Annotated in this window: 13 protein-coding genes; 6 read left to right on the plus strand and 7 right to left on the minus strand. The window is 66.2% G+C overall.

Features of this window, described 5'->3' with window-relative positions; genetic code table 11:
* Nucleotide 1: 1 nt before the first annotated feature.
* The 5 genes from RIdsm_RS21495 to speA form a co-directional block, all read right to left on the minus strand.
* Complete coding sequence (locus RIdsm_RS21495) at nt 2-799, minus strand: hypothetical protein (protein ID WP_151175232.1); 798 nt, start codon at nt 797-799, stop codon at nt 2-4.
* A complete protein-coding gene (gene speB / locus RIdsm_RS21500) occupies nt 748-1590 on the minus strand; it encodes an agmatinase (RefSeq protein ID WP_057818266.1) in 843 nt (280 codons plus the stop codon). The genes RIdsm_RS21495 and speB overlap by 52 nt, the downstream gene beginning before the upstream one ends.
* Nucleotides 1587-2756 carry a carboxynorspermidine decarboxylase gene (nspC, locus tag RIdsm_RS21505; protein ID WP_057818264.1) on the minus strand — a complete coding sequence of 390 codons (1170 nt, stop codon included), beginning with the start codon at nt 2754-2756 and terminating at the stop codon, nt 1587-1589. Before nspC ends, speB begins: the two co-directional genes overlap by 4 nt.
* Nucleotides 2757-2967: 211 nt before the next feature.
* Nucleotides 2968-4176, minus strand: coding sequence for a saccharopine dehydrogenase family protein (locus tag RIdsm_RS21510; protein ID WP_057818262.1), 1209 nt, complete (start codon nt 4174-4176; stop codon nt 2968-2970).
* A gap of 11 nt (nt 4177-4187) precedes the next feature.
* A complete protein-coding gene (gene speA / locus RIdsm_RS21515) occupies nt 4188-6089 on the minus strand; it encodes a biosynthetic arginine decarboxylase (RefSeq protein WP_057818260.1) in 1902 nt (633 codons plus the stop codon).
* Nucleotides 6090-8321: 2232 nt separating this feature from the next.
* Between speA and RIdsm_RS21525 the strand changes: the two genes are divergently transcribed.
* Both RIdsm_RS21525 and RIdsm_RS21530 read left to right on the plus strand, forming a co-directional pair.
* Nucleotides 8322-9368, plus strand: coding sequence for a phosphotransferase (locus tag RIdsm_RS21525; protein ID WP_057821222.1), 1047 nt, complete (start codon nt 8322-8324; stop codon nt 9366-9368).
* Nucleotides 9362-10585, plus strand: coding sequence for a GNAT family N-acetyltransferase (locus tag RIdsm_RS21530; RefSeq protein WP_057821220.1), 1224 nt, complete (start codon nt 9362-9364; stop codon nt 10583-10585). Before RIdsm_RS21525 ends, RIdsm_RS21530 begins: the two co-directional genes overlap by 7 nt.
* 7 nt (nt 10586-10592) lie before the next feature.
* On the opposite strand, the gene RIdsm_RS21535 is transcribed toward RIdsm_RS21530, so the two are convergent.
* Entirely contained in the window at nt 10593-12161 is a 1569-nt protein-coding gene (locus tag RIdsm_RS21535) for an asparagine synthetase B family protein (protein ID WP_074940237.1), read from the minus strand.
* Nucleotides 12162-12467: 306 nt separating this feature from the next.
* On the opposite strand from RIdsm_RS21535, the gene RIdsm_RS21540 reads away from it, so the two are divergent.
* Nucleotides 12468-13577 (plus strand): glycosyltransferase family protein, encoded by a 1110-nt coding sequence (locus RIdsm_RS21540; protein ID WP_057821216.1) that lies wholly within the window; start codon nt 12468-12470, stop codon nt 13575-13577.
* A 13-nt stretch (nt 13578-13590) separates the two neighbouring features.
* Nucleotides 13591-14559 carry a glycosyltransferase family 2 protein gene (locus RIdsm_RS21545; RefSeq protein ID WP_057821214.1) on the plus strand — a complete coding sequence of 323 codons (969 nt, stop codon included), beginning with the start codon at nt 13591-13593 and terminating at the stop codon, nt 14557-14559.
* Here the strand turns inward: RIdsm_RS21545 and RIdsm_RS21550 are convergent.
* Entirely contained in the window at nt 14556-15323 is a 768-nt protein-coding gene (locus RIdsm_RS21550; protein WP_057821212.1) for a WecB/TagA/CpsF family glycosyltransferase, read from the minus strand. The genes RIdsm_RS21545 and RIdsm_RS21550 overlap by 4 nt on opposite strands.
* Nucleotides 15324-15510: 187 nt before the next feature.
* On the opposite strand from RIdsm_RS21550, the gene RIdsm_RS21555 reads away from it, so the two are divergent.
* Nucleotides 15511-16953 (plus strand): hypothetical protein, encoded by a 1443-nt coding sequence (locus RIdsm_RS21555; protein WP_057821210.1) that lies wholly within the window; start codon nt 15511-15513, stop codon nt 16951-16953.
* 409 nt (nt 16954-17362) lie between these two features.
* Nucleotides 17363-23743 carry a type I polyketide synthase gene (locus tag RIdsm_RS21560; RefSeq protein WP_236553401.1) on the plus strand — a complete coding sequence of 2127 codons (6381 nt, stop codon included), beginning with the start codon at nt 17363-17365 and terminating at the stop codon, nt 23741-23743.
* The last annotated feature ends 5 nt before the right edge of the window (nt 23744-23748 follow it).

The raw sequence follows: 23748 nt of genomic DNA on the forward strand, positions 1-23748 counted from the left end.
ATCAATCGCACACCCGGTTCTCAGGTCCATGCGCCACGATGATATTGCCCAGCGCCTCCTCCAGCTCCGCAATCGGCGCCTCCCAGTCGGAGGTCGGCTGGTCGACATTCGGCCAGTGCCCGGGCAGGTCCCGCCCGGTGTTGTAAAGTACGCGAAAATGCGACCTGTCCGACAGGACGCCACGCATCACGCAATAATGCGTCTCGCTGTCCTTGCTGTAGGCGGGCAGCCCCTTGGTGCAGTGGATCTTGACGGGATACGCGAACACCTTTTGCTCCTCCAGAAGGTAGGCGAAGCGTCGATCATCCCGGTGCCCGGGCAACTCTCGCAAGCCGGGGCGTCCGCTTGGCTGTGACTCTTCCGTCCAGTCGTCCACGTCGCCCGTGAAATCACCACCGACAATGAGTTGTTCAATCACGTAATCGGAAGCCCTGCCGAGCGGAAGGTCGAAAGTGGATGGTGCGGACGCTTCCGCAAACTCATTGATGGTGAAACCTGTATCCCGAAGCGGCGGGTCGCCCTTCTCCCAGAAAAACCGCCGTGGGTTTTCACGGTCTTCTTCCCGCGTGGAGACGTACTGCTCCTCGACGAAAAGCCCGGGATGCGCCGGAACCGCGAACAGCGTGTCCCCCTTGCAAATCATGACCGTGTCGTAAGACGAAAGGTCATCCGCCACGGCTGGCCCGACGCCAGCGCCCGTCATCATCACCAGCGCCAAGACCCGCCGACTGACCATGAGCCCGCGCCCTAACAGGCCGCCATCAGCCGATAAACGATCTGCGCCGTGGTGAAATCCCACGCCGTGTTCCCGTCCGGCGCCAGTTCCACCACGTCGAACCCCACGCACCTCCGCCCCTTCAGGGCGTGCTCCACCAGGTGCAGCGCCTGGTAATAACCCAGCCCCCCCGGCACCGGCGTGCCCGTCGCGGGCATCAGCGACGGGTCGAGCCCGTCCACGTCGAAGCTCACATACACAAGCTCCGGAAAATCCTCCGGCAGGTCGACCTCGTGCACATTCCCCGTCACCAATTCCTCGGCATCGACGAAGAACACCCCGTTCCGCGCCCGGCTGTCCACCTCCTGCTGGCACAGCGCCCGCACGCCGAACTGCGCGAGCCTGACCCCGTCCTCGGCCAACAGATGCATCACCGAGGCGTGGGAATGCTCCTCCCCCTGGTACGCGATCCGCAAATCCGCGTGCGCGTCGATCTGCACCAGCCCCACCGGCTGGCCCAGCGCCCTTGCCACGCCACTCACCGCGCCATAGCTCAGCGAATGCTCGCCCCCCAGCGTCACCGGCACCCGGCCCGCTTTCACCGCCGCTTCCGTACGTGCCGCCAGCCGCTCCATCACCTCCGGCAACGGTCCCTCGCAATCCACCGGCTCCTCGGTAAAGATCCCGTCCGCGCAAGGCTCCGCAGACCCAACCAACCGCTCCAACTCGTTCGACGCCTCGACAATCGCCGCCGGCCCCCCGGCAGTTCCAGCCCCATAAGACACCGTCCGCTCCAAAGGCACCGGGATCACGCGAAACCGCGCATCCTCTCCTCGCTCCGCCTCGGTCAACTCGCTGTCGAGAAACACGCTCATGACAACCGCCCCCTGAAATCCTCGTAGCCGAACTCGCGGATCATCCGCAGCTCGTCCGTCCGGCTGTCCCACAACGCAATCGCCGGCAGCGGCACGCCGTTGAACGTGTTGGTCTTGACCATCGAGTAATGCGCCTGATCCAGAAACGCGAACCGGTCGCCTACCTTCAGCGGATGCGCCCACGTATACTCCCCGATCACATCACCGGCGAGGCAGGACGGCCCGCCCAACCGGTAGGTCTGCCCGTCCTCGACCTCCCCCATCAGCGCGGGCCGGTAGGGCGCCTCGATCACGTCGGGCATATGACACGTCGCCGAAATATCGGTGATCGCCAGCGGCATCCCGTTCACCGGCAGGTCCAGCACCTCGCCCACCAGTATCCCGGCATCCAGCGCCACCGCCTCGCCCGGTTCAAGGTAGACGTCCACCCCGTAAGTCTCGCGGATATACTTGATGAAATCGACCAAGGTATCCCGGTCATAATCCTCGCGCGAGATATGGTGCCCGCCACCGAAATTCAGCCATTTCAGACCGTTAAGCCACGGCTGCAACCGCGGCTCCACCGCCTCCCACGTGCGCAGCAAGGGCTCGACCCCCTGCTCGCACAGAGTATGCATATGCAGCCCGTCGACGCCCTCCAGCGCCTCGGCATTCAACTGGCTCACCGGCGTTCCCAGCCGCGAACAGGGCGCGCAGGGGTCGTATTTCTCGACCTCACCCTCGGAATGCTCGGGGTTGATCCGCAGGCCCACCTGCCGCCCGGCGGCCTGGCATTTCTCCAGGAACCGCGCCTTCTGCGCCGGGCTGTTGAAGATCACGTGATCCGACAGCGCGATGATCTCGTCGATCTCGCTGTCCTTGTACCCGGCACAGAACGTGGCAACCTCGCCGCCATATTCCTCCCGCCCCAGCCGCGCCTCGTAGATCCCGCTGGCACAGGTGCCGCCCAGATACTGCCGCACCAACGGCGCCAGCGCGAACATCGAGAACGCCTTCAAGGCCGACAGCACATGCGCGCCCGACCGCTCCGACACCTCGGCCAGAACCGACAGGTTCCTTTCCACCGCCGCCGCGTCAACCACGAAACAGGGGCTCGGCACGCGGTTCAGGTCGAAGTCAAGAAACGCCCCGGCTTCCCCGGCCTGTGTCTGCATCATGTCAGGCATGTCGCCCTCCCGTTTTCAAGTGCGGAGCCGCGCATCGACGGGCCGCGGTGCGGCGAACCGACGACAGTGGCTGCCACTTCATGCCCGCCAAGCACATCCAAGCTCACGACGTCGCGCCTACCTCACCAAATCGCCGTGCCGGGGGGCGGCCCGGCGATGCGCGGCGGCCTGCGGCCTTGAATCCGCGCAGCGCGCTTTTTTACGTTCGCCTTCAGAACTCCACCGGCCCGCCAAGCTCATGCACCTGCCACGGCAGCCCGTGCTCGTTCAGCATGTCCATGAAGTCATCGGGGTCGAGCTGCTCCATGTTCCACACCCCCGGCTCGACCCAGTTGCCCTTCAGCACCTGCGCCGCCCCGATCATCGCCGGAACGCCGGTGGTATAGCTCACCGCCTGTGATCCGACCTCGCGGTAACATTCCTCGTGGTCGCAGATATTGTAGATGTAATAGGTCTTCTCGCCGCCTTCCTGCGACTCGCCCGTCGCGATGTCACCGATACAGGCCTTGCCCTTGGTCTGCTCACCCAGATCGCCCGGATCGGGCAGCAACGTCTTCAAAAACTGGATCGGGATGATCTCGACCCCGTTATGCATCACCGGGTCGATCCGGGTCATGCCCACGTTCTCCAGCACCTTGGCATGCATGATGTAGGCATCGCCGAAGGTCATCCAGAACCGCGCCCGCTCGATCTCGGGGAAGTGCTTGGACAGGCTCTCCAGCTCCTCATGATACATCAGGTACATGTTCTTCGGCCCGATGCCGGGGAAATCGAACTCCACCTTGTGCGTCATCGCCGGCGTGAACTTCCACTCGCCGGCTTCCCAGTGCTTGGCCTCCTGCAACACCTCGCGCAGGTTGATCTCGGGATTGAAGTTGGTGGCGAACGCCTGGTCGTTCGAGCCGCCATTGGCATCCAGCACGTCGATCTGCCGGATCGACTTGAGCTTGTGTTTCTTCAGCCACGTGGCAAACACACTCGTCACCCCCGGGTCGAACCCCGAGCCAAGGATCGCCACCAGACCGGCCTCCTTGAACTTGTCCTGGTAGGCCCACTGCCACTTGTATTCGAACTTCGCCTCGTCCTCCGGCTCGTAGTTGGCGGTGTCGAGGTAATGGCACCCGGCCTCGAGGCAGGCATCCATCAGTTTGAGGTCCTGATAGGGCAGCGCAAGGTTCACCAGAAGCTCCGCGCCCGTCTCCTTGATGAGCTTCACCGTCGCCGCCACGTCCATCGCGTCCAGCGCGGCGGTCTTGATCTCGACCCCCACCCGCTCCTTCACGCTCTTGGCGATATCGTCGCATTTCGACTTGGTCCGGCTGGCCAGCGTGATATCCGTGAAGATATCGCTGTTCATCGCCATCTTGTGCACCGCGGCATGGCTGACGCCGCCGGCGCCCACAACTAGCGTCTTGCTCATGGGTCTTCTCCTCAGCCTGAATGTCTCTCGTAATAGGTATAGCCGTTGATCGAGTCGCGATAGGCATCCATCAACAGCTTGCGTTCGCTCGTCTTGACCGTCCCGGCCGATGTCGCCTCGTCCACCATCTTGCGGAAGGCGGCCACGCAATCGTTCGGGTCGAACTCCACCGCGGCCATCACCTCGGCAATCGTGTCGCCCTCCTGCTCGTGCAGAAGGTCGAACCCGCCATCGGGGCGCAGGTCGATCGTCACCACGTTGGTATCGCCGAAGAGGTTGTGCAGATCGCCCAGCGTCTCCTGGTAGGCGCCCACGAAGAACACGCCGAAGTAATAGGGCTTGTCCTCGGGCAGCGAATGCACCGGCAGCGAGGGCGCAATCCCGTCGCCCAGGATGAACCGGTCGATCTTGCCATCGCTGTCACAGGTGATGTCCGAAAGCACCGCCCGCCGGTCGGGCGCCTGGTCATGCATCTGCAAGGGCACGATCGGGTGCAGCTGGTCGATGGCCCACACATCGGGCAACGATTGGAACAGCGAGAAGTTGCAGTGATACACATCCGCGATCTTGTGCAGGTCCTCGCTCAGGTCGCTCTCATCCCCCTGCGCCGCCACGATCCCCTTGATCCGCGACATCAGCGACAGGTAAATCCGCTCGCCCCGTGCCATCTGCCGCAGGTCCACGACACCCCGCCGGAACAGCGCCCGCAGCTCGTCGCGGTAATAAATCGCATCGTTCCAGCATTCCTGCACCCGCTGCGGGCCCAGGTAGCCTGCCACCGCCGCAAGGTCCGAGACGAGGTGGTGATCCTCCTCCTCCGGCTCCGGCGTGTCGGGCGCATCGTACACCGTGCTCTCCATCGCCTCGAAGATCAGCATCGACGACGTCGCCACCAAGGCCCGCCCGCTTTCCGTCACCAGAACCGGATGCTCCAGCCCCGCCTCGTCCATCGCATAGGTCACGGTCTCGACGATGTTGTGGCAGTATTCCTCGACCGTGTAGTTGATCGAATTCTCGCTGGCCTTCTTCTCGCCGGTGTAATCGACGCCAAGACCGCCACCCAGGTCGAGATGCGACAGCGGCGCCCCCTCGGCGGTCAACGCCACGAAATACCGGCACGCCTCGGCCACCGCCCGGCGCACGTCGATCACGTCCGGCACCTGGCTGCCCAGATGCGAATGCTGCAGCTTCAGGCAATGCAGCAGCCCCTCGTCGCGCAGCCGGTCCACGACCCGCAACAACTGGTCCGAATTCATCCCGAACGCCGACCGGTCGCCCGAGCTTTCCTGCCACTTGCCGCCGATCTTCTGGGTCAGCTTCACCCTGACCCCCAGCAGCGGGTCTTCCCCAAGCTCCCGGCTCACCTCGATGACCGTCTCGGCCTCCTTCGGGCTTTCCAGCACGATCACCGTGTTGAACCCCAACCGCCGCGACAGGATCGCCAGCCGCACGAACTCGGCATCCTTCACCCCGTTGCAGACGATCAGCGCCTCTTTCGACAACCGATGCGCCAGCGCGATCACCAGCTCCGGTTTCGACCCGGCCTCCAACCCATACTGATAGGGCTTGCCGAACTCGACGATCCTGTCGATGACCTGCGCCTGCTGGTTCACCTTGATCGGAAAGACACCCCGATAGGGCGCCTTGTAATTCATCCTCGCGATGGCATCGGCAAAGCTCTGGTTGAGATGCTTGATCTCGGCCTCGAGAAACGAGCTCACCCGCAACAGAAGCGGCGCGGCAATCCCCCGCTCGTCGAGATCATGCAGAATACCGGGCAACGGAATCGGCGCCGCCTCGGGATGCGCCGGATCGCATAGCGCGATCTCGCCCTCGGGCGTCACGGTGATCAGCCCCCGGCTCCACCTCTCGACACCATAAATATCCTCGGGAAGGGGACGCGACTGATCCATGAAAGCGGCCTTTCCTGCTATCGGCGGGGTCAGGGCATAGTGCCCAGCGTCGCCCGGCTTATAGGGATAACAGCTAGCCTTTCCAAGCGTCCAGTCACGTTCTCCGCCAAACCGGCGGAATAAAAAGCAGCGGCGGCCATGCCCCTGGCACAGCCGCCGCCGATTGTCTTTCAGCTATGGATCCGCGGATCAGATCATGACGTCATCCATCTCGTCATCCATCTCCATCCGGCCATAGGTGCCGCCACTGCCGTGCTCGGGCATCTCCTGGTTCATCAGGCCCTGCACATCCTCGTCGGACAGCTCCTGCAGATCGTCGTCATGCGGCTGGTAGGGCGGCAGAGACGTCCCGGGGCCGCAATCGTCCCCCTTGGTCCCACCGGTGCCCTTGGTGCCACCAGAACCTTTGGTTCCACCAGACCCCTTAGTTCCACCGGACCCTTTGGTCCCGCCAGAGCCTTTGGTCCCACCAGAACCCTTGGTCCCACCGGACCCCTTGGTTCCACCAGAGCCTTTGGTGCCACCGGACCCCTTAGTTCCACCAGAGCCCTTGGTCCCACCGGAGCCCTTGGTCCCACCAGAACCCTTGGTCCCACCGGACCCCTTGGTCCCGCCAGAGCCTTTGGTTCCACCGGACCCCTTGGTTCCACCAGAACCCTTGGTTCCACCAGAACCCTTGGTCCCACCGGACCCCTTGGTTCCACCAGAACCCTTGGTCCCACCGGACCCCTTGGTCCCACCGGAACCCTTGGTCCCACCAGAGCCTTTGGTCCCACCGGAGCCTTTGGTTCCACCGGACCCCTTGGTTCCGCCGGACCCTTTGGTCCCACCGGACCCCTTGGTTCCACCAGAGCCTTTGGTTCCACCGAATCCCTTGGTTCCACCGGAGCCTTTGGTCCCACCAGAACCCTTGGTCCCGCCAGATCCCTTGGTGCCACCGGTGCCCTTGGTTCCACCAGACCCTTTGGTCCCGCCGGAACCCTTGGTCCCGCCAGAGCCTTTGGTTCCACCGGACCCCTTGGTTCCACCGGACCCCTTGGTCCCACCGGAGCCTTTGGTCCCGCCAGAGCCCTTGGTTCCACCGGACCCCTTGGTCCCACCGGAGCCTTTGGTTCCACCGGAGCCTTTGGTTCCACCGGACCCCTTGGTCCCACCGGACCCCTTGGTTCCGCCGGACCCTTTGGTGCCACCGGACCCCTTGGTTCCACCAGAGCCCTTGGTTCCACCAGAACCCTTGGTCCCGCCGGACCCTTTGGTCCCGCCAGAACCCTTGGTCCCACCGGAACCCTTCGTCCCGCCAGACCCCTTGGTCCCGCCATAACCCTTCGTCCCACCGGACCCTTTCGTCCCGCAGGAGCCTTTCGAGCCGCCGTGCCCTTTCGAGCCACCCCAGCCTTTGGTGCCACCCGAGCCCTTGCTTCCGCCATGGCCCTTGGTGCCGCCGGACCCCTTGCTTCCGCCGTGGCCCTTGGTGCCACCCGAGCCCTTCGTGCCACCCGAGCCCTTGCTCCCGCGGTGGTCATGCCGGTCGTGCTTGTCATGCCGGTCATGCTTGTCGTCCCGGTCGTGTCTGTCGTCCCGGTCGTGCTTGTCGAAGTGGCCCTTCAGGTGCGTGTCATACCACTCGTGCAGCGAATGCCCTTCGACCCCGCCGTTATGGTACGACTTGGTCGAACTCGCCTTCTCGCAGGCCGACCCCTTGCCCGACGTCCCGTAGGAGCCCTTGCCGTGATCGTCCCGCCCGCTTCCGCGGTGATCCCGCCCGCTTCCGCGATGGTCGCGGCCGCTGCCCCGATGGTCGTTGTTCCGATGCGAGCCACGATCGTGCGACCCCCGGTGTGACCGGTATCCGTAAGACATAGTTCCACTCCACTCATACTCGGAACCGCGAAACATCCGTGGCAGATGCAGCCCCCAGGCCAGAACGCGGCGGCCCCTTGGGTTAAACTCGATCGGCTGACGCTACGGCTTCGTCACATTTCCGCCAAACTTCGGGCGCCAATTCGGCACAGTTGACCCAAAACCACGCATTTTCCGGAAACAGTTTCGCCCGATACCGGACCGATTCGAAAAAACCGCGAACAATCGCCCTCCCCCGTCCGGCCGAATCACTTCGAATCGAATTGCCACGGGCTTTCCATAAATCCGCCCTTTTGCGCCGCTACCCCTCTCCGGATCGGGATCACTCCGGCCGCCAATTCCCGGCGGCCCAGCGGCGAGGGACATAGTCGGATGGCGAAGAAAACGCGCAACAAGCGGATGGACAGGGTGGTGGAAAGCGCCGAGCGGGTCTTCCGCGAGAAGGTGAAGAGCATCTCCGCCCCCGGCGGCGAGAACCGCTCCAGCTACCGCCTCCACCTGCCCGGGCGTTCGATCGTGGCCACGCTCCGCCCCACGTTCCAGCGCACCCATCTCGAGGCCTTCACCCTGCGCAAGCTGGCGCCCTTCTGCGACGACATCCCCGAATGCCTCGCCGTCGACGACGTCATCATGTTCCAGTCCGACGTGGGTTCCCGCCGCCTCAACCGCGAAATCATCGCCCGCGATCCCGAAGACCGCCTGTCGCTCGCGGCCGAGGCCGTGGCCTCCATCTTCCGCATCCAGATCGCCGGGCAGAAGGCCGGCCTGCGCGACATCCTCCCCCACCTCGGCCAGAACGACGAATGGATCGAGAATTTCGTCCACTCCGCCGATTTCCTGACCGAGCTCTCCTCCGGCCGCGCCGCCGATATCGACAAGGACCTGCTCTGCGCCCGCGTCGCCACGCCGGCCACCCAGTTCCTCAAGTGGGATTGCCGCTCCGGCAACGCCGCGCTGGGCGACGATGACCGCATGCGCTGGTTCGACTTCGAGTATTCCGGCATCCGCCACGGTGCCGAAGACCTCGCCTGGCTCCTGGGCGACGAGGTCTGGCCGATCGACCCCGACGACATGCTCGCCATCATCACCGACGCCTACGACCCGGCGCTGGGCCACAGCCTCGACGACTACCTCGACTACCTCGCGCTCTACACCACCTTCCACTGCATCCAGCGCCTGCAACTCGTCACCCGCGAATCCGAGAAACGCGGCTGGCAGTCGATGCGCCGCATCCGCAAATACGACGATGCCGGCGTCCACCCCCATTTCGCCGCCCATCTCTGCCGCGTGGGCGCCTTCTTCGCCCATCGCAACACCCTGACCGCCCCCATCGCCCGCGACGTCGAAGAGGCCGAACAGGTCTTCGTCACCCTGCTGCGCGACGGCATGAAGCAGAAAATGATGGAATCCGCATGCTGAAAGACAAAAGCCCCCTGCCCGCCGCCACCCGTCTGCAGGTCGACATCGTCGACACCCCCGACGCGCTCGACGCGCTCGCCCCCGCCTGGCAGCGCCTGCAGGAACGCGACATGGAATCCACCTTCTTCCTGACATGGGAATGGATGGCGCGCGCCTTCCGCCAGAACCCCTGGCGGTGGAGCGTCCTCGTCGTCCGCGACCCGGGCGGCAGCGGCGAGGCGATCTGCATCGTCCCCCTCAAATACCGCACCCACTGGAGCCGCACCCGGCAGGAATTCCAGACCCAGCTCGAAGCCGGCGGCCGGCTGCTCTTCAGCGAATACACCGGTTTCCTCTGCGACCCCGCCCACGAGGAGCTCGGCCTCGCCGCCGCCGCCCGCAAGCTCTCCACCATGCCCTGGTCGCGCCTCACCATGCGCTACGTCGCCCAAAGCCGCCGCGCGCGCATCTTCACCGATCAGCTCGGCGCGCTGGGCTTCGGCGTCCGCTACCGCGATTACCGCATCAACAAGGGCGAGACCGACAACCTCATCAGCCCCCAGGTCGACCTGCCCGAGGATTTCGACACCTACCTCGCCAACCAGGTCAGCGCCAACACCCGCCAGCGCTGCAACAAGATGCGCCGCCGCCACCTCGAAACCGGCGATTACCACTTCACCCATACCGACGACGCCACGTTGGAAGAGGACATCTCCGACCTCCTCGCCCACTGGAAGGTCAAATGGGCCGAGACCAAGGGCGTCACCGCCGCAGACCAGGTCGCCGAGAATTACCGCAACGTCCTCGCCTCCGCCCATGACTGCGACGCGCTCTTCCTGCCCGTCCTCCGCCACGGCGACCGCAAGCTGGGCGCTCTGGGCCACGTGCTCGACCGCCGGAACGGCGTCATGCATTTCATCGTCGCCGGCCGCGACACCACGGCCGAGGAAGCCTTCATCGGCGACGCGCTCCACTTCCACTCCATCGCCTGGGCGATCTCTCAGGGCTTCATCTGCTACGATTTCGGCCACGGCAACGAGCGGTACAAATACAGCTACGGCGCCGAAGACCTGCAAACCCTCTATTTCGAGATCCGCCGCACCGAGCCGGATGACGCGGGCGTGCTCGACGTGCTCTGCCTCGCCGAGGCCCTCAGGCGCACCGAAACCTTCATCCGCGACGGCAAGACCGACCGCGCCGCCCGCGCCTGCGCCCAGCTGTCGGACCTGCTGACCTGAAAAGGCCTCAGCCCTCGTAGCGGTCCGACACCAGCTTCGCCGGCCGCCGCGCCACAAGCTCGGCGGCCAGGTCCAGCAACCGCTGCGCCTTGCCCCGGTCCAGCCCGGCCAGGCAATGCGCATGCAACGCATAGATATCCGCATGGTGCCGGTTCAACTTCTCCGGCGCCGTCACGAAGCGCATCACCTGCCCCATCCGGTCCTCGACGCCCAGCCCGCGCACGATCCGCATCGCGTCGCCAACCCTGCGCACCTTCGCCGACAGCGGCGCGCGCTGCATCGGCGGCTCTGCAAACCCCTCCTGGTAGGGAATGTCCGCCACCTCCGGATAGGCCCGCGCAATGGCGTCGTTGTGCAACTGCTGATCCTTGGTCACGCTGTAGGGCAGCGAGATGCAGAACTCCACGAACTCCGGGTCGAGATAGGGGCAGAACACCTTCCGCGCCGACCCGAGAATCGCCTGCGGCACGAAATTGATCTCACGCCGCGTGCGGTGGAACATCCAGAACATCTGGTAGGGGTCCGGGGCGTCCGCATATTGCGCGATGGCCGGGGCCACGTAATCGCGCACCTCCTCGTCCATCCCCGGCGAATAGATCGGCCCGGCGCCCTTTCCCCAATGGGCCTGCGAGATCACCTTGCCATGCCCGTCCATCATCCCCTGCGCGATGCCCTTCCAGTCGCCGTTCAGCGACAGCCCCATGAACCAGTCGGCGGAATCGTCGGGGTTGGTCAGGATATCGCCGGCGATCCCGTCGAAACTCACCGCATCCCGCCCGAGGAAATAATCGTTGAGCGGCATCATCTGCGAATGCTCGTCGGCGCAAAGCCCCGTCATCACCAGCGCGCGCACCACGTCGGCCAGCCGCGGCCGCGCATAGCCCAGCATCTCGTGGGTCACACCCAGCCGCTCACACAGCGCCCGCGCCGCCATCGCCTCGCGGTTGGGGATCGACCCGTTATGGTGAAACGTGATGCAGCTTTCCGGCCGCCGCCCCTGGTGCAGCACCTCCAGCAGGATATGCCGGCTGTCCCGCCCGCCGCTCAATGGCACGTGAAACGGCCCGTCATGTTCCGCCAGCGCCCGGCCCACGGCACTGCGGAAATGGGTGATCATCCCCTCGACGGCCCCATCCCGGCTGATCTCCTGCGTGCCGGGCATCGTCGCCCCGCTCACCACCTTGGCGGGGCCTTTTCCATCCCATGTCAGCACGCCCCCGGGCGGCAGCGTCTTCACATGCTCCAGCGGCGTGTCGTCGTTGACGAAAATCCCGATCCGGTGAAACACCGCCAACCCGCGCTTGTCCTGCGTCGCGTCGCACCCTTCCGCTACCAGCTTGACCAGCGACGGCGACACCGCCACCACGCCGTCCTTCTCGTACCAGAACAGGTTGAAGAACCCGTACCGGTCGGCCTTCGCCGTCAACCGGCCATCGGTCCAGTCCCACTCGGCCCAGACCGTCGCGGCCTTGCCATGCTCGACCGAGCGCCAACGCCGCGCGCCGCGCACCACCACGTCGTCGCCCTCCCGGCGAAGCATCAGGAAGGGCGGGTCGTCATCAGGCCTTGCGGTCAATTCTCTGCTCCCTCGCGGCAATCTCCGGGTTACGGACCGGCATTCTGGCCGCATGGAACGCAATACTTGCCTTCACGGCAAGAGCGCAATGGACAAACCCCCTCTCGCCGATGCACCAGAGTCACCACACAGACCGATTTTCGCCTTCTTTCTGGCGTCTGCCCATGGTCTCTTGACGCAAACCGAGCAGGAACGACCGATGACCGAGATCCGACGTGCCAACCGCCCCGCCCCCCGGCGGGCCGACGTGCCGCTTGCAGGGCGGCGCGCGCCGTCGTCTCGTGTGCTTGTCCCGGGGGGTGCGCCATGATCGCCTGGCGGGTCCGGCGGAAATTCGAAGCCGCGCTGAACGACCGGCGCCGGCGCGGGTCCTATCGCCGCCCCTTCGATGGCACCACCGCGCGCCGCCTGCTGCTGCTGACCATCGGCGACCGCATCCCGCAAAGCCAGATCTTCCCGTTCCACTACTACGCCTCGGATTTCCGCGAGGCGCTCGACACCGAGATCCGCGAAACCGACATCGCCGATTACGTGGCCGGCCGTTCGACGGCCCCGCGCGACGCCACCACCGTCTGTTTCCAGACCGAGTTCGACATCCCCGAAGACGATCTCGCCCGCATCCTCGCCGTCATCCGCGAGCGAAACCCCGACGCCCGCATCGTCTATCTCGACTGGTTCGCCCCCACCGACCTGCGCATGGCCCACCGCCTGCCTCAGATCGACCTCTACGTCACCAAGCACCTGCTGCGCGACCGCGCCCGCTACGACAAGCCGGTCTATGGCGACACCACCCTGATGGACCATTACGGCCACCACTACGACCTGCCGCACGAGGAAACCCGGTTTCCCATCCCCGACGGGTTCTGGAAAAAGCTCCTCCTCGGCCCGTCCTTCGTCACCGCCGATTTCATGCTGCCCGCCTTCGCCTCCGGCCGCCTGCCCACCGGCCCGCGCCCGACCGACCTGCACGCCCGCATCGCCGTCGGCGGCTCCCCCTGGTACGAGGCCATGCGCGCCGACTGCCTCTCCGCCGCCGAAGGCGTCTCCGGCATCCACACCATCACCGGCACCGGCATCGGCCACCACCAGTTCATCTCCGAGCTCCGGCAAAGCAAGATCTGCTTCAGCCCCTTCGGCTATGGCGAGGTCTGCTGGCGCGACTTCGAAGCCGTCCTCACCGGCGCGGTCCTGCTCAAGCAGGACATGCGCCATGTCGAAACCGCCCCCGACATCTTCATCCCCAACGAAACCTACGTCCCCGTCAAATGGGACCTCTCGGATTTCGAGGAAAAGACCCGCTGGCTGCTCTCCGACACGCAATCCCGCGACCGCATCGCCCGCCAGGCCTTCGAGCGCCTCCACGACTACGCCAACTCCGGCCGCTTCGCCGCCCAGATGGCCCCCCTGGTGACCTGAGGGAGCGGCGCCCATGACCTCCTCCCCCATCGCCGCCATCGTCATCGGCCGCAACGAGGGCGCCCGCCTCGAGGCCTGCCTCGCCTCCCTAAAGGGCGCCTCCCCCATCATCTATGTCGATTCCGGCTCCACCGACGGCAGCGCCGAGCACGCCCGCTCCGTCGGCGCCCATGTCATCGACCTCGACACCTCCCAGCCCTTCACCGCCGCCCGTGCCCGCAATGCCGGGCTCGCCGCCCTCGACCGCTCCGAAACCCGCCTTGTCCAGCTCGTCGACGGCGACTGCATCGTCGAACCGGGCTGGCTCACCACCGCCACCGCCTACCTCGACACCCACCCCGACACCGCCATCGCCTGCGGCCGCCGGCGCGAGGACCACCCCGAAACCTCCGTCTACAACCGCCTCTGCGATATCGAGTGGAACACGCCCCCGGGCGACGCGCTGGCCTGTGGCGGCGATATCCTCGCCCGCCTCGACGCGCTCGACGACGCCGGCCTCTACCGCGACGACCTCATCGCCGGCGAGGAGCCCGAGCTTTGCGTCCGCCTCCGCCAGCTTGGCTGGAAAATCCACCGCCTGGATACCCCCATGACCCGCCACGACGCCCGCATGACAAAACTCGGCCAATGGTGGAAACGCACCCGCCGCGCCGGCCATGCCTTCGCCGAGGGCGCCCACCTGCATGGCGCCCCGCCCGAACGCCACTGGGTCGGCGAAACCCGCCGCGCCCTGCTCTGGGGCGCCGCGCTCCCCCTCGCCATCCTCATCGCGGCCCTCATCCACCCGGCCGCCCTGCTGGCCACCCTCATCTACCCGTTACAAGTCGCCCGCCTGGCCGCCCGCCGCGGCCTCACCTCGCGCGCCGCATGGGAATGGGCTTTCTTCACCGTCCTTGGAAAATTCGCCGAGGCCCAGGGCGCCCTGCAATTCCACCTGGGCCGCCTCGTCAACCGCCGCAGCACCCTCATCGAGTACCGCTAGTGCTGCGCCCCGCCCGACATACGCCTGCGCAACGCCCCCACAACCAGCCGCGGCAGGATCGCGATGCACTTGGCATAGCGCGGCCCGAGCCGCCGCACATCGCCCAGCGCGCGCCACACCCATTCCATCGCCAGCCGCCGCACCCACACGGGCGCCCGTTTCTGACGACCGGAAATGAAATCGAGCCCCGCGCCGATCGACACGAACCCCACGCCCGGCGCCAGCTCGCGGCCCCTCGCCGCCAGCCGCTCCTGCTTCGGCGCCCCAAGCGCAAGAAAGCACAGGCCCACGCCCCTGGCCTCCAGCCGTGCCAAAATCTCGGCCGCGCCCGCCCCGTCAGGGTCGAACCCCATCGGCGGCGCGCACCGTTCGACAACCTGCAACCCGGGAAACGCGGCCTCAAGCTCATCGCCCGCGGCCCGCAACGTCTCGTCATCACTGCCCACGAACGCCACCGGCACCCCCGCCCCGGCCGCCATCCGGCACAGGGGCCGGATCAGATCCGACCCGGGCAACAGCTCCACCGGCTCACCGGCCAGCCGCGACAGCCACACGATCGGGTTGCCATCGGCCACCACCATGTCCTGCCGCGCATAGGCCCGGGCAAAAGCCGCGTCAGACCGCATCTTCACCAGGTGGTCGAGGTTGAGCGTCGCCAGCGCGAACCCCTCCCGCGCCGCCAAACGCTGCTCGACAGCCTCCGACAGCTCCGCGAAATCACGCAGGCTGACCCGGATCACCTGACCGCCAATCGTAAACTGCAAGAAGGATGACCCCGCTTTCGGAACACTTGACACCTGATAGACGCTTCAACCTATATCGGGAAAGCCATTTCGGGCCACCGGCAAAACCGCCGCGGCCCCGGCGCAGGCCACCCCGCGCACCGGCCTTGCCGGCAAAATCATCGTCACAGGAGTCATCCGGCCAGACACGGCGGAGCAACACACCCTGATGCCCAACGCATTCGCATATCTCATGCTGATGATCTGGCCCGTCGCCTGCGTGGTGATGTTCCGCCGGATGGGCATCGAACGCGCCATCATCTGGAGCATCCTCGGCGGCTACCTCCTGCTGCCGCCCCGCGCGGTCTTCGACCTGCCGCTGGTGCCCGATTTCAACAAGACCTCGATCCCCAACCTCTGCGCGCTGGCCTGCTGCCTCTGGGTCGCCAAGCGCCGCGTGCCGATCTGGCCGGAAAGCCGGACCATGAAGATCCTGCTGATCCTCTTCCTCGCCGGCACCATCCCCACCGTCCTGACCAACACCGACCCGATCCTGTTCTACTCGGTGTTCAACGCCGAACCGGTCTCCTTCGTGACCGGCGGCCTGCCCGGGCTGCGGGTGCTGGACGTGCTCTCCATCGCCTCGAACCAGGCGATCACGCTCATCCCCTTCGTGCTCGGCCGCGCCTTCCTGTGCAACCGCACCGGCCTGCGCGAACTGATCCTCGCGCTCTGCGTCGGCGGGCTGGCCTATTCCCTGCCGGCCCTGCTCGAAATCCGGCTCAGCCCCCAGATCAACATCTGGGTCTACGGCTTCTTCCAGCACGATTTCGGCCAGATGATGCGCCAGGGCGGCTTCCGCCCCATCGTCTTCCTGCCGCACGGGCTGTGGATGGCCTTCTTCTTCATGACAGCCGCCGCCGCCGCCGCCGTCCTCTTCCGCACCGCCGATCACAAGGCCCGGCCCCGGCTGCTGGCGGCCACGGCCTACCTCTTCATCGTCCTCATCCTCTGCAAAAGCCTCGGGCCGCTGACCTACGGCCTTGCCGTCGTGCCGGCGATCCTGCTCGCCACGCCCCACACGCAGATCCGCATCGCCGTGCTCTTCGCCGGCATCGCCGTGCTCTACCCGGTGCTGCGCGATTACGGCCTCATCCCCCTCGAGCGCATCCTCGGCTGGGCCGAGGCGATCAACCCGGACCGCGCCCAATCGCTTGCCTACCGCTTCGAGAACGAGGAACTCCTTCTGGAACGCGCGCACGAGAAATGGCTCTTCGGCTGGGGCGGCTGGGGCCGCAACCTCGTCCGCGACCTGACCACGGGCGAGATCATCTCGATCCCCGACGGCGAATGGATCATCGTCTTCGGCACCTTCGGCTGGCTCGGCTATCTCAGCAAGATGGGGCTGCTCGCCATGCCGATCGTCCTTCTGCTGGCCCGGGCCCGCAAGGCGGCGGATCTGCGCATCGTCGCGGCGCTGGCCCTGATCCTCGCGATCACCCTGATCGACATGCTGGTGAACGCCATCCTCACCCCCTACACTTGGCTCATCGCCGGGGCGGTGCTCGGCTTCGCCGAGAACCCCCGCACCCGCGAGGCAGAGGCAGAGGCCGGCGAAGACGCGCCGCCAAAGCCGGGCAAACCCTCGCCGCCCAAGCCCCTGATGTGCTGAACCGCGCCGCCGGAACCGACCGGCGCACCGACGTAATACCGACAAAATACCGACGTTATACCGACGTTGGAAAACGCCGCCCGATCAGGCTCCGTTTTGACCCCGCGACAAGAATCACCGGACCCTGCCCCGACTCGCTGGACTGATTGTCCAAAATCTGAGAACAATTTGGAACCGAATAGGAAATTGTAGCCCCCAAACCCCTTTTCGACCCTGGGTTGTTAAACTTTTTGATTAAGTTTTTCAGATAGTTAGATGAAAATTCTATCGGGGTCCGAACATGTTTGTAGGCGGCTCCGTGCTGCAAATGCGAAAAGCTTGATGGGGGCGAAGCTGGACTTCGCACAGGACGAGTATGGTTGATAAACGAGTAAATGCGAACGGAAGCGGGGACATAGCGATCGTCGGCATGGCACTGAAGGTGCCGGGCGCGCTAACTCTTTCCGATTACTGGAAAAATCTCTCCGCCGGCACCGAGAGCATCGAGCGGCTGGACGAGGAGTCCCTGAAGGCCGCCGGCGAACGCCCCGACCTCATTTCCGACCGCAACTACGTCCCCGCCACCGCCCGCCTCGACGGCTACGACCAGTTCGACGCCGAGTTCTTCGGCTTCGGCCCCAAAGACGCCGCCATCCTCGACCCGCAACACCGCAAGTTCCTCGAAGTGGCGTGGGAAGCGATGGAGCAGTCAGGCCACTTCCCGGGCCGTAAAACAAGGGATATCGGCGTTTTCGCGGGCTGCGGCATGGGCAGCTATTTCTACTTCAACATCTGCTCCAACCCCGACCTCGTCGACGACGTGGGCATGTTCCTCCTGCGCCATACCGGCAACGACAAGGACTTCATGACCACCCGCGTCAGCCACGTGTTCGACCTCAAGGGGCCCAGCGTCAACATCCAGACCGCCTGCTCCACCTCGCTGGTCGCCGTCCACTACGCCTGCGAGGCCCTGCGCTCGGGCCAATGCGACATGGCGCTCGCCGGCGGCTCGACCATCGAACTGCCCCAGGGCCGCGGTTACCTCTTCAAGGAAAACGAAATTCTCTCCCCCGACGGCCACTGCCACGCCTTCGACCACCGCGCCAAGGGCACCGTCTTCGGCAGCGGCGCGGGCGTGGTGGCGCTGCGCCGGCTTGAGGATGCCATCGCCGATGGCGACCATATCTGGGCCGTGGTGAAAGGCTCCGCCATCAACAACGACGGCGCCGCCAAGGCCGGCTACCTCGCCCCCAGCGTCGACGGGCAGGCCGCCGCCGTCTCCCGCGCCATCGACACCGCCGGCGTCTCCGCCGACTCCATCGGCTATGTCGAATGCCACGGCACCGGCACCTATCTCGGTGACCCGATCGAGGTCGCCGCGCTGACCGAGGCCTACCGGAAAACCACAGACAAATCAGGCTTCTGCCGCATCGGCTCGGTCAAAACCAATATCGGCCACCTCGACACCGCCGCCGGCGTGGCCTCGCTCATCAAGACCAGCCTCGCACTGCATCACAAGGCGATGCCGCCCAGCCTGAGCTTCGAGAAGCCCAACCCCACGATCGATTTCGAAACCAGCCCGTTCCGCGTGAACGACAGCCTCACGCAATGGCCCGAAGGCCCCACACCCCGCCGCGCCGGGGTCAACTCGCTCGGCGTCGGCGGGACCAACGCCCATGCCATCCTCGAGGAAGCGCCCGAACGCGCCGCCTCGGAAGAAGGCGACTGGCCCTTCCACGTGCTCTGCGTTTCCGGCAAGGGCAAAGCCGCCCTCGACGCCAACACCAAGGCCCTCGCCGCCCACCTCCGCGCCCATCCCGAGCAACCGCTCGAAGACGTGGCGCACACCCTGAAAACCGGCCGCCAGGCCTTCGACGACCGCCGCGTCGTCGTCGCCGAAACCCACGAGGAAGCGGCCGCCCTGCTGGAAGAGGGCAACCCCCACCGCGTCTTCACCCATAAAAAGCTGGGCGAGAAACCCGACACCGTCTTCATGTTCCCCGGTGGCGGCGCGCAATACGCCGGCATGGCCCGCGACCTCTACGAGACCGAGCCGGAATTCGCCGAATGGATGGATCGCGGCCTCGATCACCTCTCGGGCAAGCTCGACTACGATATCCGCGCCATCTGGCTCCCCGAGCCGGGCGACATGGACGCCGCCAACGAGACCCTCAAGAAGCCCTCGGTCCAGCTTCCGCTGATCATGATCGTCGAATTCGCGCTGGCGAAGCTCTGGATCTCCTGGGGCATCAAGCCCGCCGCCCTGATCGGGCACTCCATGGGCGAGAATACCGCCGCCGCTCTGTCCGGCGTCATGAGCTTCGAGAACTGCATCGACCTCGTCCTCCTGCGCGGGCGCCTCTTCGACACGGTCGCCCCCGGCGGCATGCTCAGCGTCTCGCTGCCCGCATCGCAGGTGCAGGAGATCATCGGCGACACCCTCGATATCGCCTCCATCAACGCTCCCGACCTCTGCGCCGTCACCGGCCCGCAGGATCGGCTCGACCGGCTTCAGGCCGAGCTTGAAGCGAAAGACATCGACTGCCAGCGCATCAACATCGACATCGCGGCCCATTCCCGCATGCTCGACCCGATCCTGCCCGAGTTCCGCGCCTTCCTGCAAAGCCTCGACCTGCAGGCGCCCGAAATCCCCTTCATTTCCAACCGCACGGGCGATTGGATCACCGAAGACGAGGCCACCGACCCCGACTACTGGACAGGCCAGCTACGCAACTGCGTCCACTTCGCCGACGGCATCACCACCCTCGCCGCGAAACGCGACCGCGTGTTTTTCGAGGTCGGCCCCGGCCGCGCCCTCAGCTCGCTCGCGCAGATGAGCGACGCCGTGGAGCCCGGCCAGGTTCTCAGCGCCCTGCGCCACCCCGACGACGCCATCGCCGACGACAAATTCCTCCTTGGCGTGATCGGCCGCTTCTGGGCCACCGGCATCGAGGCCGATTGGAGCCAGATCTGGGGCGAGGCCCGGCGCAACCACGTGATCCTGCCCACCTACGCCTTCCAGACCAGCCGCTATTTCATCGAACCCGGCAAGGCCCGCCACGCAGACGCAGCCCCCGACCTGACCCGAAGCGACGATATCGCCGAGTGGGGCTTCCGCCCCGTCTGGCAGCCCCGCTATGCCGACTGTGACGCCGAGACCCTGACCAATTGCGGCGCCGAAAAGCCGCAACAATGGCTCATCTTCGCCGATGACGCGGGCCTCGCCGACAGCGCCGCCGCCCGGCTGACCGCCGCCGGCCACACCGTCACCACGGTCCGCCCCGGCGACAGCTTCGCCCGCCTCGCCGACGACAGCTACCGCCTCGCCCCCGACCAGGGGCCCGACGGCTATGCCCAGCTCTTCCGCGCGCTCGCCGCCGAAAACCGCCTGCCAACCCGGATCGTCCACGCCTGGCTGGTCACCGACAAGGAAACCTTCCGCCCCGGCAGCAACTTCTTCACCCGCAACATGGAGCACGGCTTCCACAGCCTGATGCACCTTGCACAAGCCATTGAAAGCGTCGACCGGCCCGATGAGATGCACCTCACCGTGCTCACCACCGGCGCGGCACAGGTCCGCGACGAAGGCCTGCCCTACCCGGAGAAAGCCGCCATCGCCGGCCCCGCGGGCGTGATCCCGAAAGAGCTTCCGGGCGTCACCGTGGCGACCGTCGACATCGCCCTGCCCACGCCGGCCCCGTCGCGCCGCCGCAAACCCGCGCCGGTCGCGTTCCCCACCGAGCAACTTCTCGAAGACCTCCTCGCCGAGCCCGCCAACACCGTCGCCGCCATCCGCGACGGCCGCCGGTTCGAGCAGGTGTGGAAAGCCGCGGACCTGCCCGTCACTTCCGAGAAAACCGCCTTCCGCGACAACGGCACCTACCTCATCACCGGCGGCATGGGCGGCATCGGCCTGACCGTCGCCCGCGACCTCGCCAAAACCCACGGCGCCAATATCGTGCTGCTCTCCCGCAGCGCCCTGCCTCCGCGCCACCAGTGGCAGCCCCTCGTCGACACCATGCCCGCGTCGAACCCGGTCGTCACCCGCATCACCGCGGTGCGCGAAATCGAAGCCCTCGGCGGCGCTGTCCGTGTCGAGGTGGCCGATGTCTGCGACATCGAGCAGATGCGTGAGGCCGTGATGCGCGCCAAGGCCGATTTCGGCGCGATCAACGGCGTCCTCCACGCCGCCGGCCTGATCGACGACGCCCCCCTCCTGGGCAAGACCACCTTCGACGTCGAGCATGTGCTTGCGCCGAAACTGCACGGCCTGCGCGTCCTCGACAGCCTGTTCGAGAAAGACGAGCTCGACCTCATGGTCCTCTTCTCCTCGACCAGCACGATCACGAAACCGGAAGGCCAGATCGACTACATCGCCGCCAACGAATTCCTGAACGCCTTCGCCAAGTCCCGGCAAACCGGCAAGACCCGCGTGCTCGCCGTCGACTGGGGCGTCTGGAACACCGTCGGCATGGCCGCCACCGCCGTGGCCGAGCGCAACGCGGAAGGCGCGGCACCCGACTGGCAGCCCGCCCCCCAACCGCTTCTGACCGAAACCGCCCAGCACGCCGGAGACCGGCTCGGCCGCCTGACCCTCGACGCCGAAAACGACTGGATCGTCAACGAACACCGCATGTCCACCGGCGCGGCCGTTATGCCCGGCACCGGCTTCGTGGAACTGGCGATGGAATCCTACCTCGCCTCGGGCGGCACCCTGCCGGTCGAACTGCGCGACATGGTCTTCCTCCGCCCCCTCGACGTGCCCGAGGCCGCGCCCCGCGACGTGGAAACCCGCCTTACGCCCGCGGGCTCCGACATGGCATTCGAAATCCGCAGCGCCTGCCTCGCCGATGGCCGCGAAGGCATGGTGCTGAACGCCAGCGGCACGCTCGGCGCGGTCGACGAGGTCGCCGACACCGTCGATATCTGCGCCCTCTCGGCCCGCTGCACCACCGTTCTGACCCAGCATGACGCCAGCGGTTTCGTCTCCCCGCAGGAGGCCCACCTGAATTTCGGCCCGCGCTGGCGCGTCGTGCAGGATGCCAAGACCGGCTCCGGCGAAGGGCTCGCCCGGCTGGTTCTGCCACAGGCTTTCCAGGCCGACCTGAACGAAGGCTACGTCCTCCACCCCGCCATGCTCGACCTTGCCACCGGCTGGGCGATGGACTTGATCGACGGATATTCCGGCAACCGCCTCTGGGTGCCGGTCTCCTATGGCTCGGTCCGCGTCTTCCGCCCGATGCCCGGCGAGGTGTTCAGCTGGGTCCAGGTTCGCGCCGACAGCGACTGGGAAACCGGCATGGCCGGCTTCGACGTCGTGATCTGCGACACCGACGGCACCATCATCGCCGATATCACCGACTTCCAGATGCAGCGCCTCACCGGCGACGTGGCCCTCGGCGGCACCACCGTCACCGCCAAGGACGATGTCCGCTTCCCCGAAGACCAATCCGCCCGCGAGCTTTCGCCCTCCGAGGCCCAGATGCAGCACATGGTGGCCCTCGGCATCCGGCCCGACGAGGGCGCCGAGGCCCTGCGCCGTGCGCTCGCCCGCCCCGAGGCCCAGATCGCCATTTCGCCGGTGAACCTGACCACGCTGGTGCAACTGGCCGAGGCACGCGACGAGGCGAAGGAAAAGCAATCCTTCGACCGCCCCGAGCTTGCCTCCGACTACGCGGCCCCCGAAACGGCCACGCAGATCAAGCTGGCCGAGATCTGGGAAAACCTGCTCGGCGTCAAACAGATCGGCATCGAAGACAGCTTCTTCGACCTCGGCGGCCACTCCCTCCTCGCCGTCCGCCTCTTCGCGGCGGTCAAGCGCGAATACGGCGTGCAATTCCCCATCTCGGTGCTCTTCGAGGCGCCCACCATCTCCGGCCTCGCCGCGATGCTGGACGCGCGCACCGGCGGCACACCCGAAGCCGGCGCAGCCCCCGAGGCCGTACAGCCCACCGCCTTCCGCTACGCCGTGCCGCTCAACGGCGCGAAGGTCGAAAAACGCATGCCCTTCTTCATCGTGGCCGGCATGTTCGGCAACGTGCTCAACCTCCGCCATCTTGCGCTGAGCATGGAAGATCGCCCGGTCTACGGCTTGCAGGCCCGCGGCCTGATCGGCAACGAGGCGCCCCACGAGACCGTCGAAGAGGCCGCCGCCGACTACATCGCCGAGATGCTGACCATCCAGCCCGAAGGCCCCTACATGATCGGCGGCTTCTCGGGCGGCGGCATCACCGCCTACGAGATCGCCCGCCAGCTGAAAGCAGCCGGACACGAGGTCGCCATGCTCGTCATGCTCGACACGCCCCTGCCCGTGCGCCCGTCGCTCAAACCTGCCGACAAGGCGCTGATGAAGCTGCACGACATCCGCCGTAAGGGCCCCGGCTACCTGCTCGAATGGGCCAGGAACCGCTGGGCCTGGGAGAAAACCAAGCGCGTCCAGGCCCAGGGCGACGCGCCCGCCGAAGACGCCGGCAACTTCAACAACCGCCAGATCGAGATGGCCTTCCGCGGCGCCGTCGCCCGCTATGACCTCGCCCCGTGGGATGGCCCGCTCGTGCTCTTCCGCCCGCCGCTCGACCGGCACTGGAAGGTCACCGGTGGCAACTTCGTCAGCCACGAGCGCGAATACGTCTTCGCCGACAACCAGTGGACACCCTGGGCCCCCGCCCTGCAGGTCATCGAGGTGCCCGGCGACCATGACAGCATGGTTCTCATGCCCAATGTCAGCGTGCTGGCCAAGCACCTCAACAGCCTCGTCCGGAACGTCGAGCACACAAGCGCCCGCTCCGACCAGCGGACGGCAGCGGAGTAACGGCC

The organism is Roseovarius indicus, assembly GCF_008728195.1.
GTDB lineage: Bacteria > Pseudomonadota > Alphaproteobacteria > Rhodobacterales > Rhodobacteraceae > Roseovarius > Roseovarius indicus.

Coding starts and splice junctions, on each gene's coding strand:
- RIdsm_RS21530 (WP_057821220.1), top strand. CDS start 9,362: ATGCTGAAAGACAAAAGCCCCCTGCCCGCCGCCACCCGTCTGCAGGTC.
- nspC (WP_057818264.1), bottom strand. CDS start 2,756: ATGCCTGACATGATGCAGACACAGGCCGGGGAAGCCGGGGCGTTTCTT.
- speB (WP_057818266.1), bottom strand. CDS start 1,590: ATGAGCGTGTTTCTCGACAGCGAGTTGACCGAGGCGGAGCGAGGAGAG.
- speA (WP_057818260.1), bottom strand. CDS start 6,089: ATGGATCAGTCGCGTCCCCTTCCCGAGGATATTTATGGTGTCGAGAGG.
- RIdsm_RS21525 (WP_057821222.1), top strand. CDS start 8,322: ATGGCGAAGAAAACGCGCAACAAGCGGATGGACAGGGTGGTGGAAAGC.
- RIdsm_RS21560 (WP_236553401.1), top strand. CDS start 17,363: ATGGCACTGAAGGTGCCGGGCGCGCTAACTCTTTCCGATTACTGGAAA.
- RIdsm_RS21510 (WP_057818262.1), bottom strand. CDS start 4,176: ATGAGCAAGACGCTAGTTGTGGGCGCCGGCGGCGTCAGCCATGCCGCG.
- RIdsm_RS21540 (WP_057821216.1), top strand. CDS start 12,468: ATGATCGCCTGGCGGGTCCGGCGGAAATTCGAAGCCGCGCTGAACGAC.
- RIdsm_RS21545 (WP_057821214.1), top strand. CDS start 13,591: ATGACCTCCTCCCCCATCGCCGCCATCGTCATCGGCCGCAACGAGGGC.
- RIdsm_RS21555 (WP_057821210.1), top strand. CDS start 15,511: ATGCCCAACGCATTCGCATATCTCATGCTGATGATCTGGCCCGTCGCC.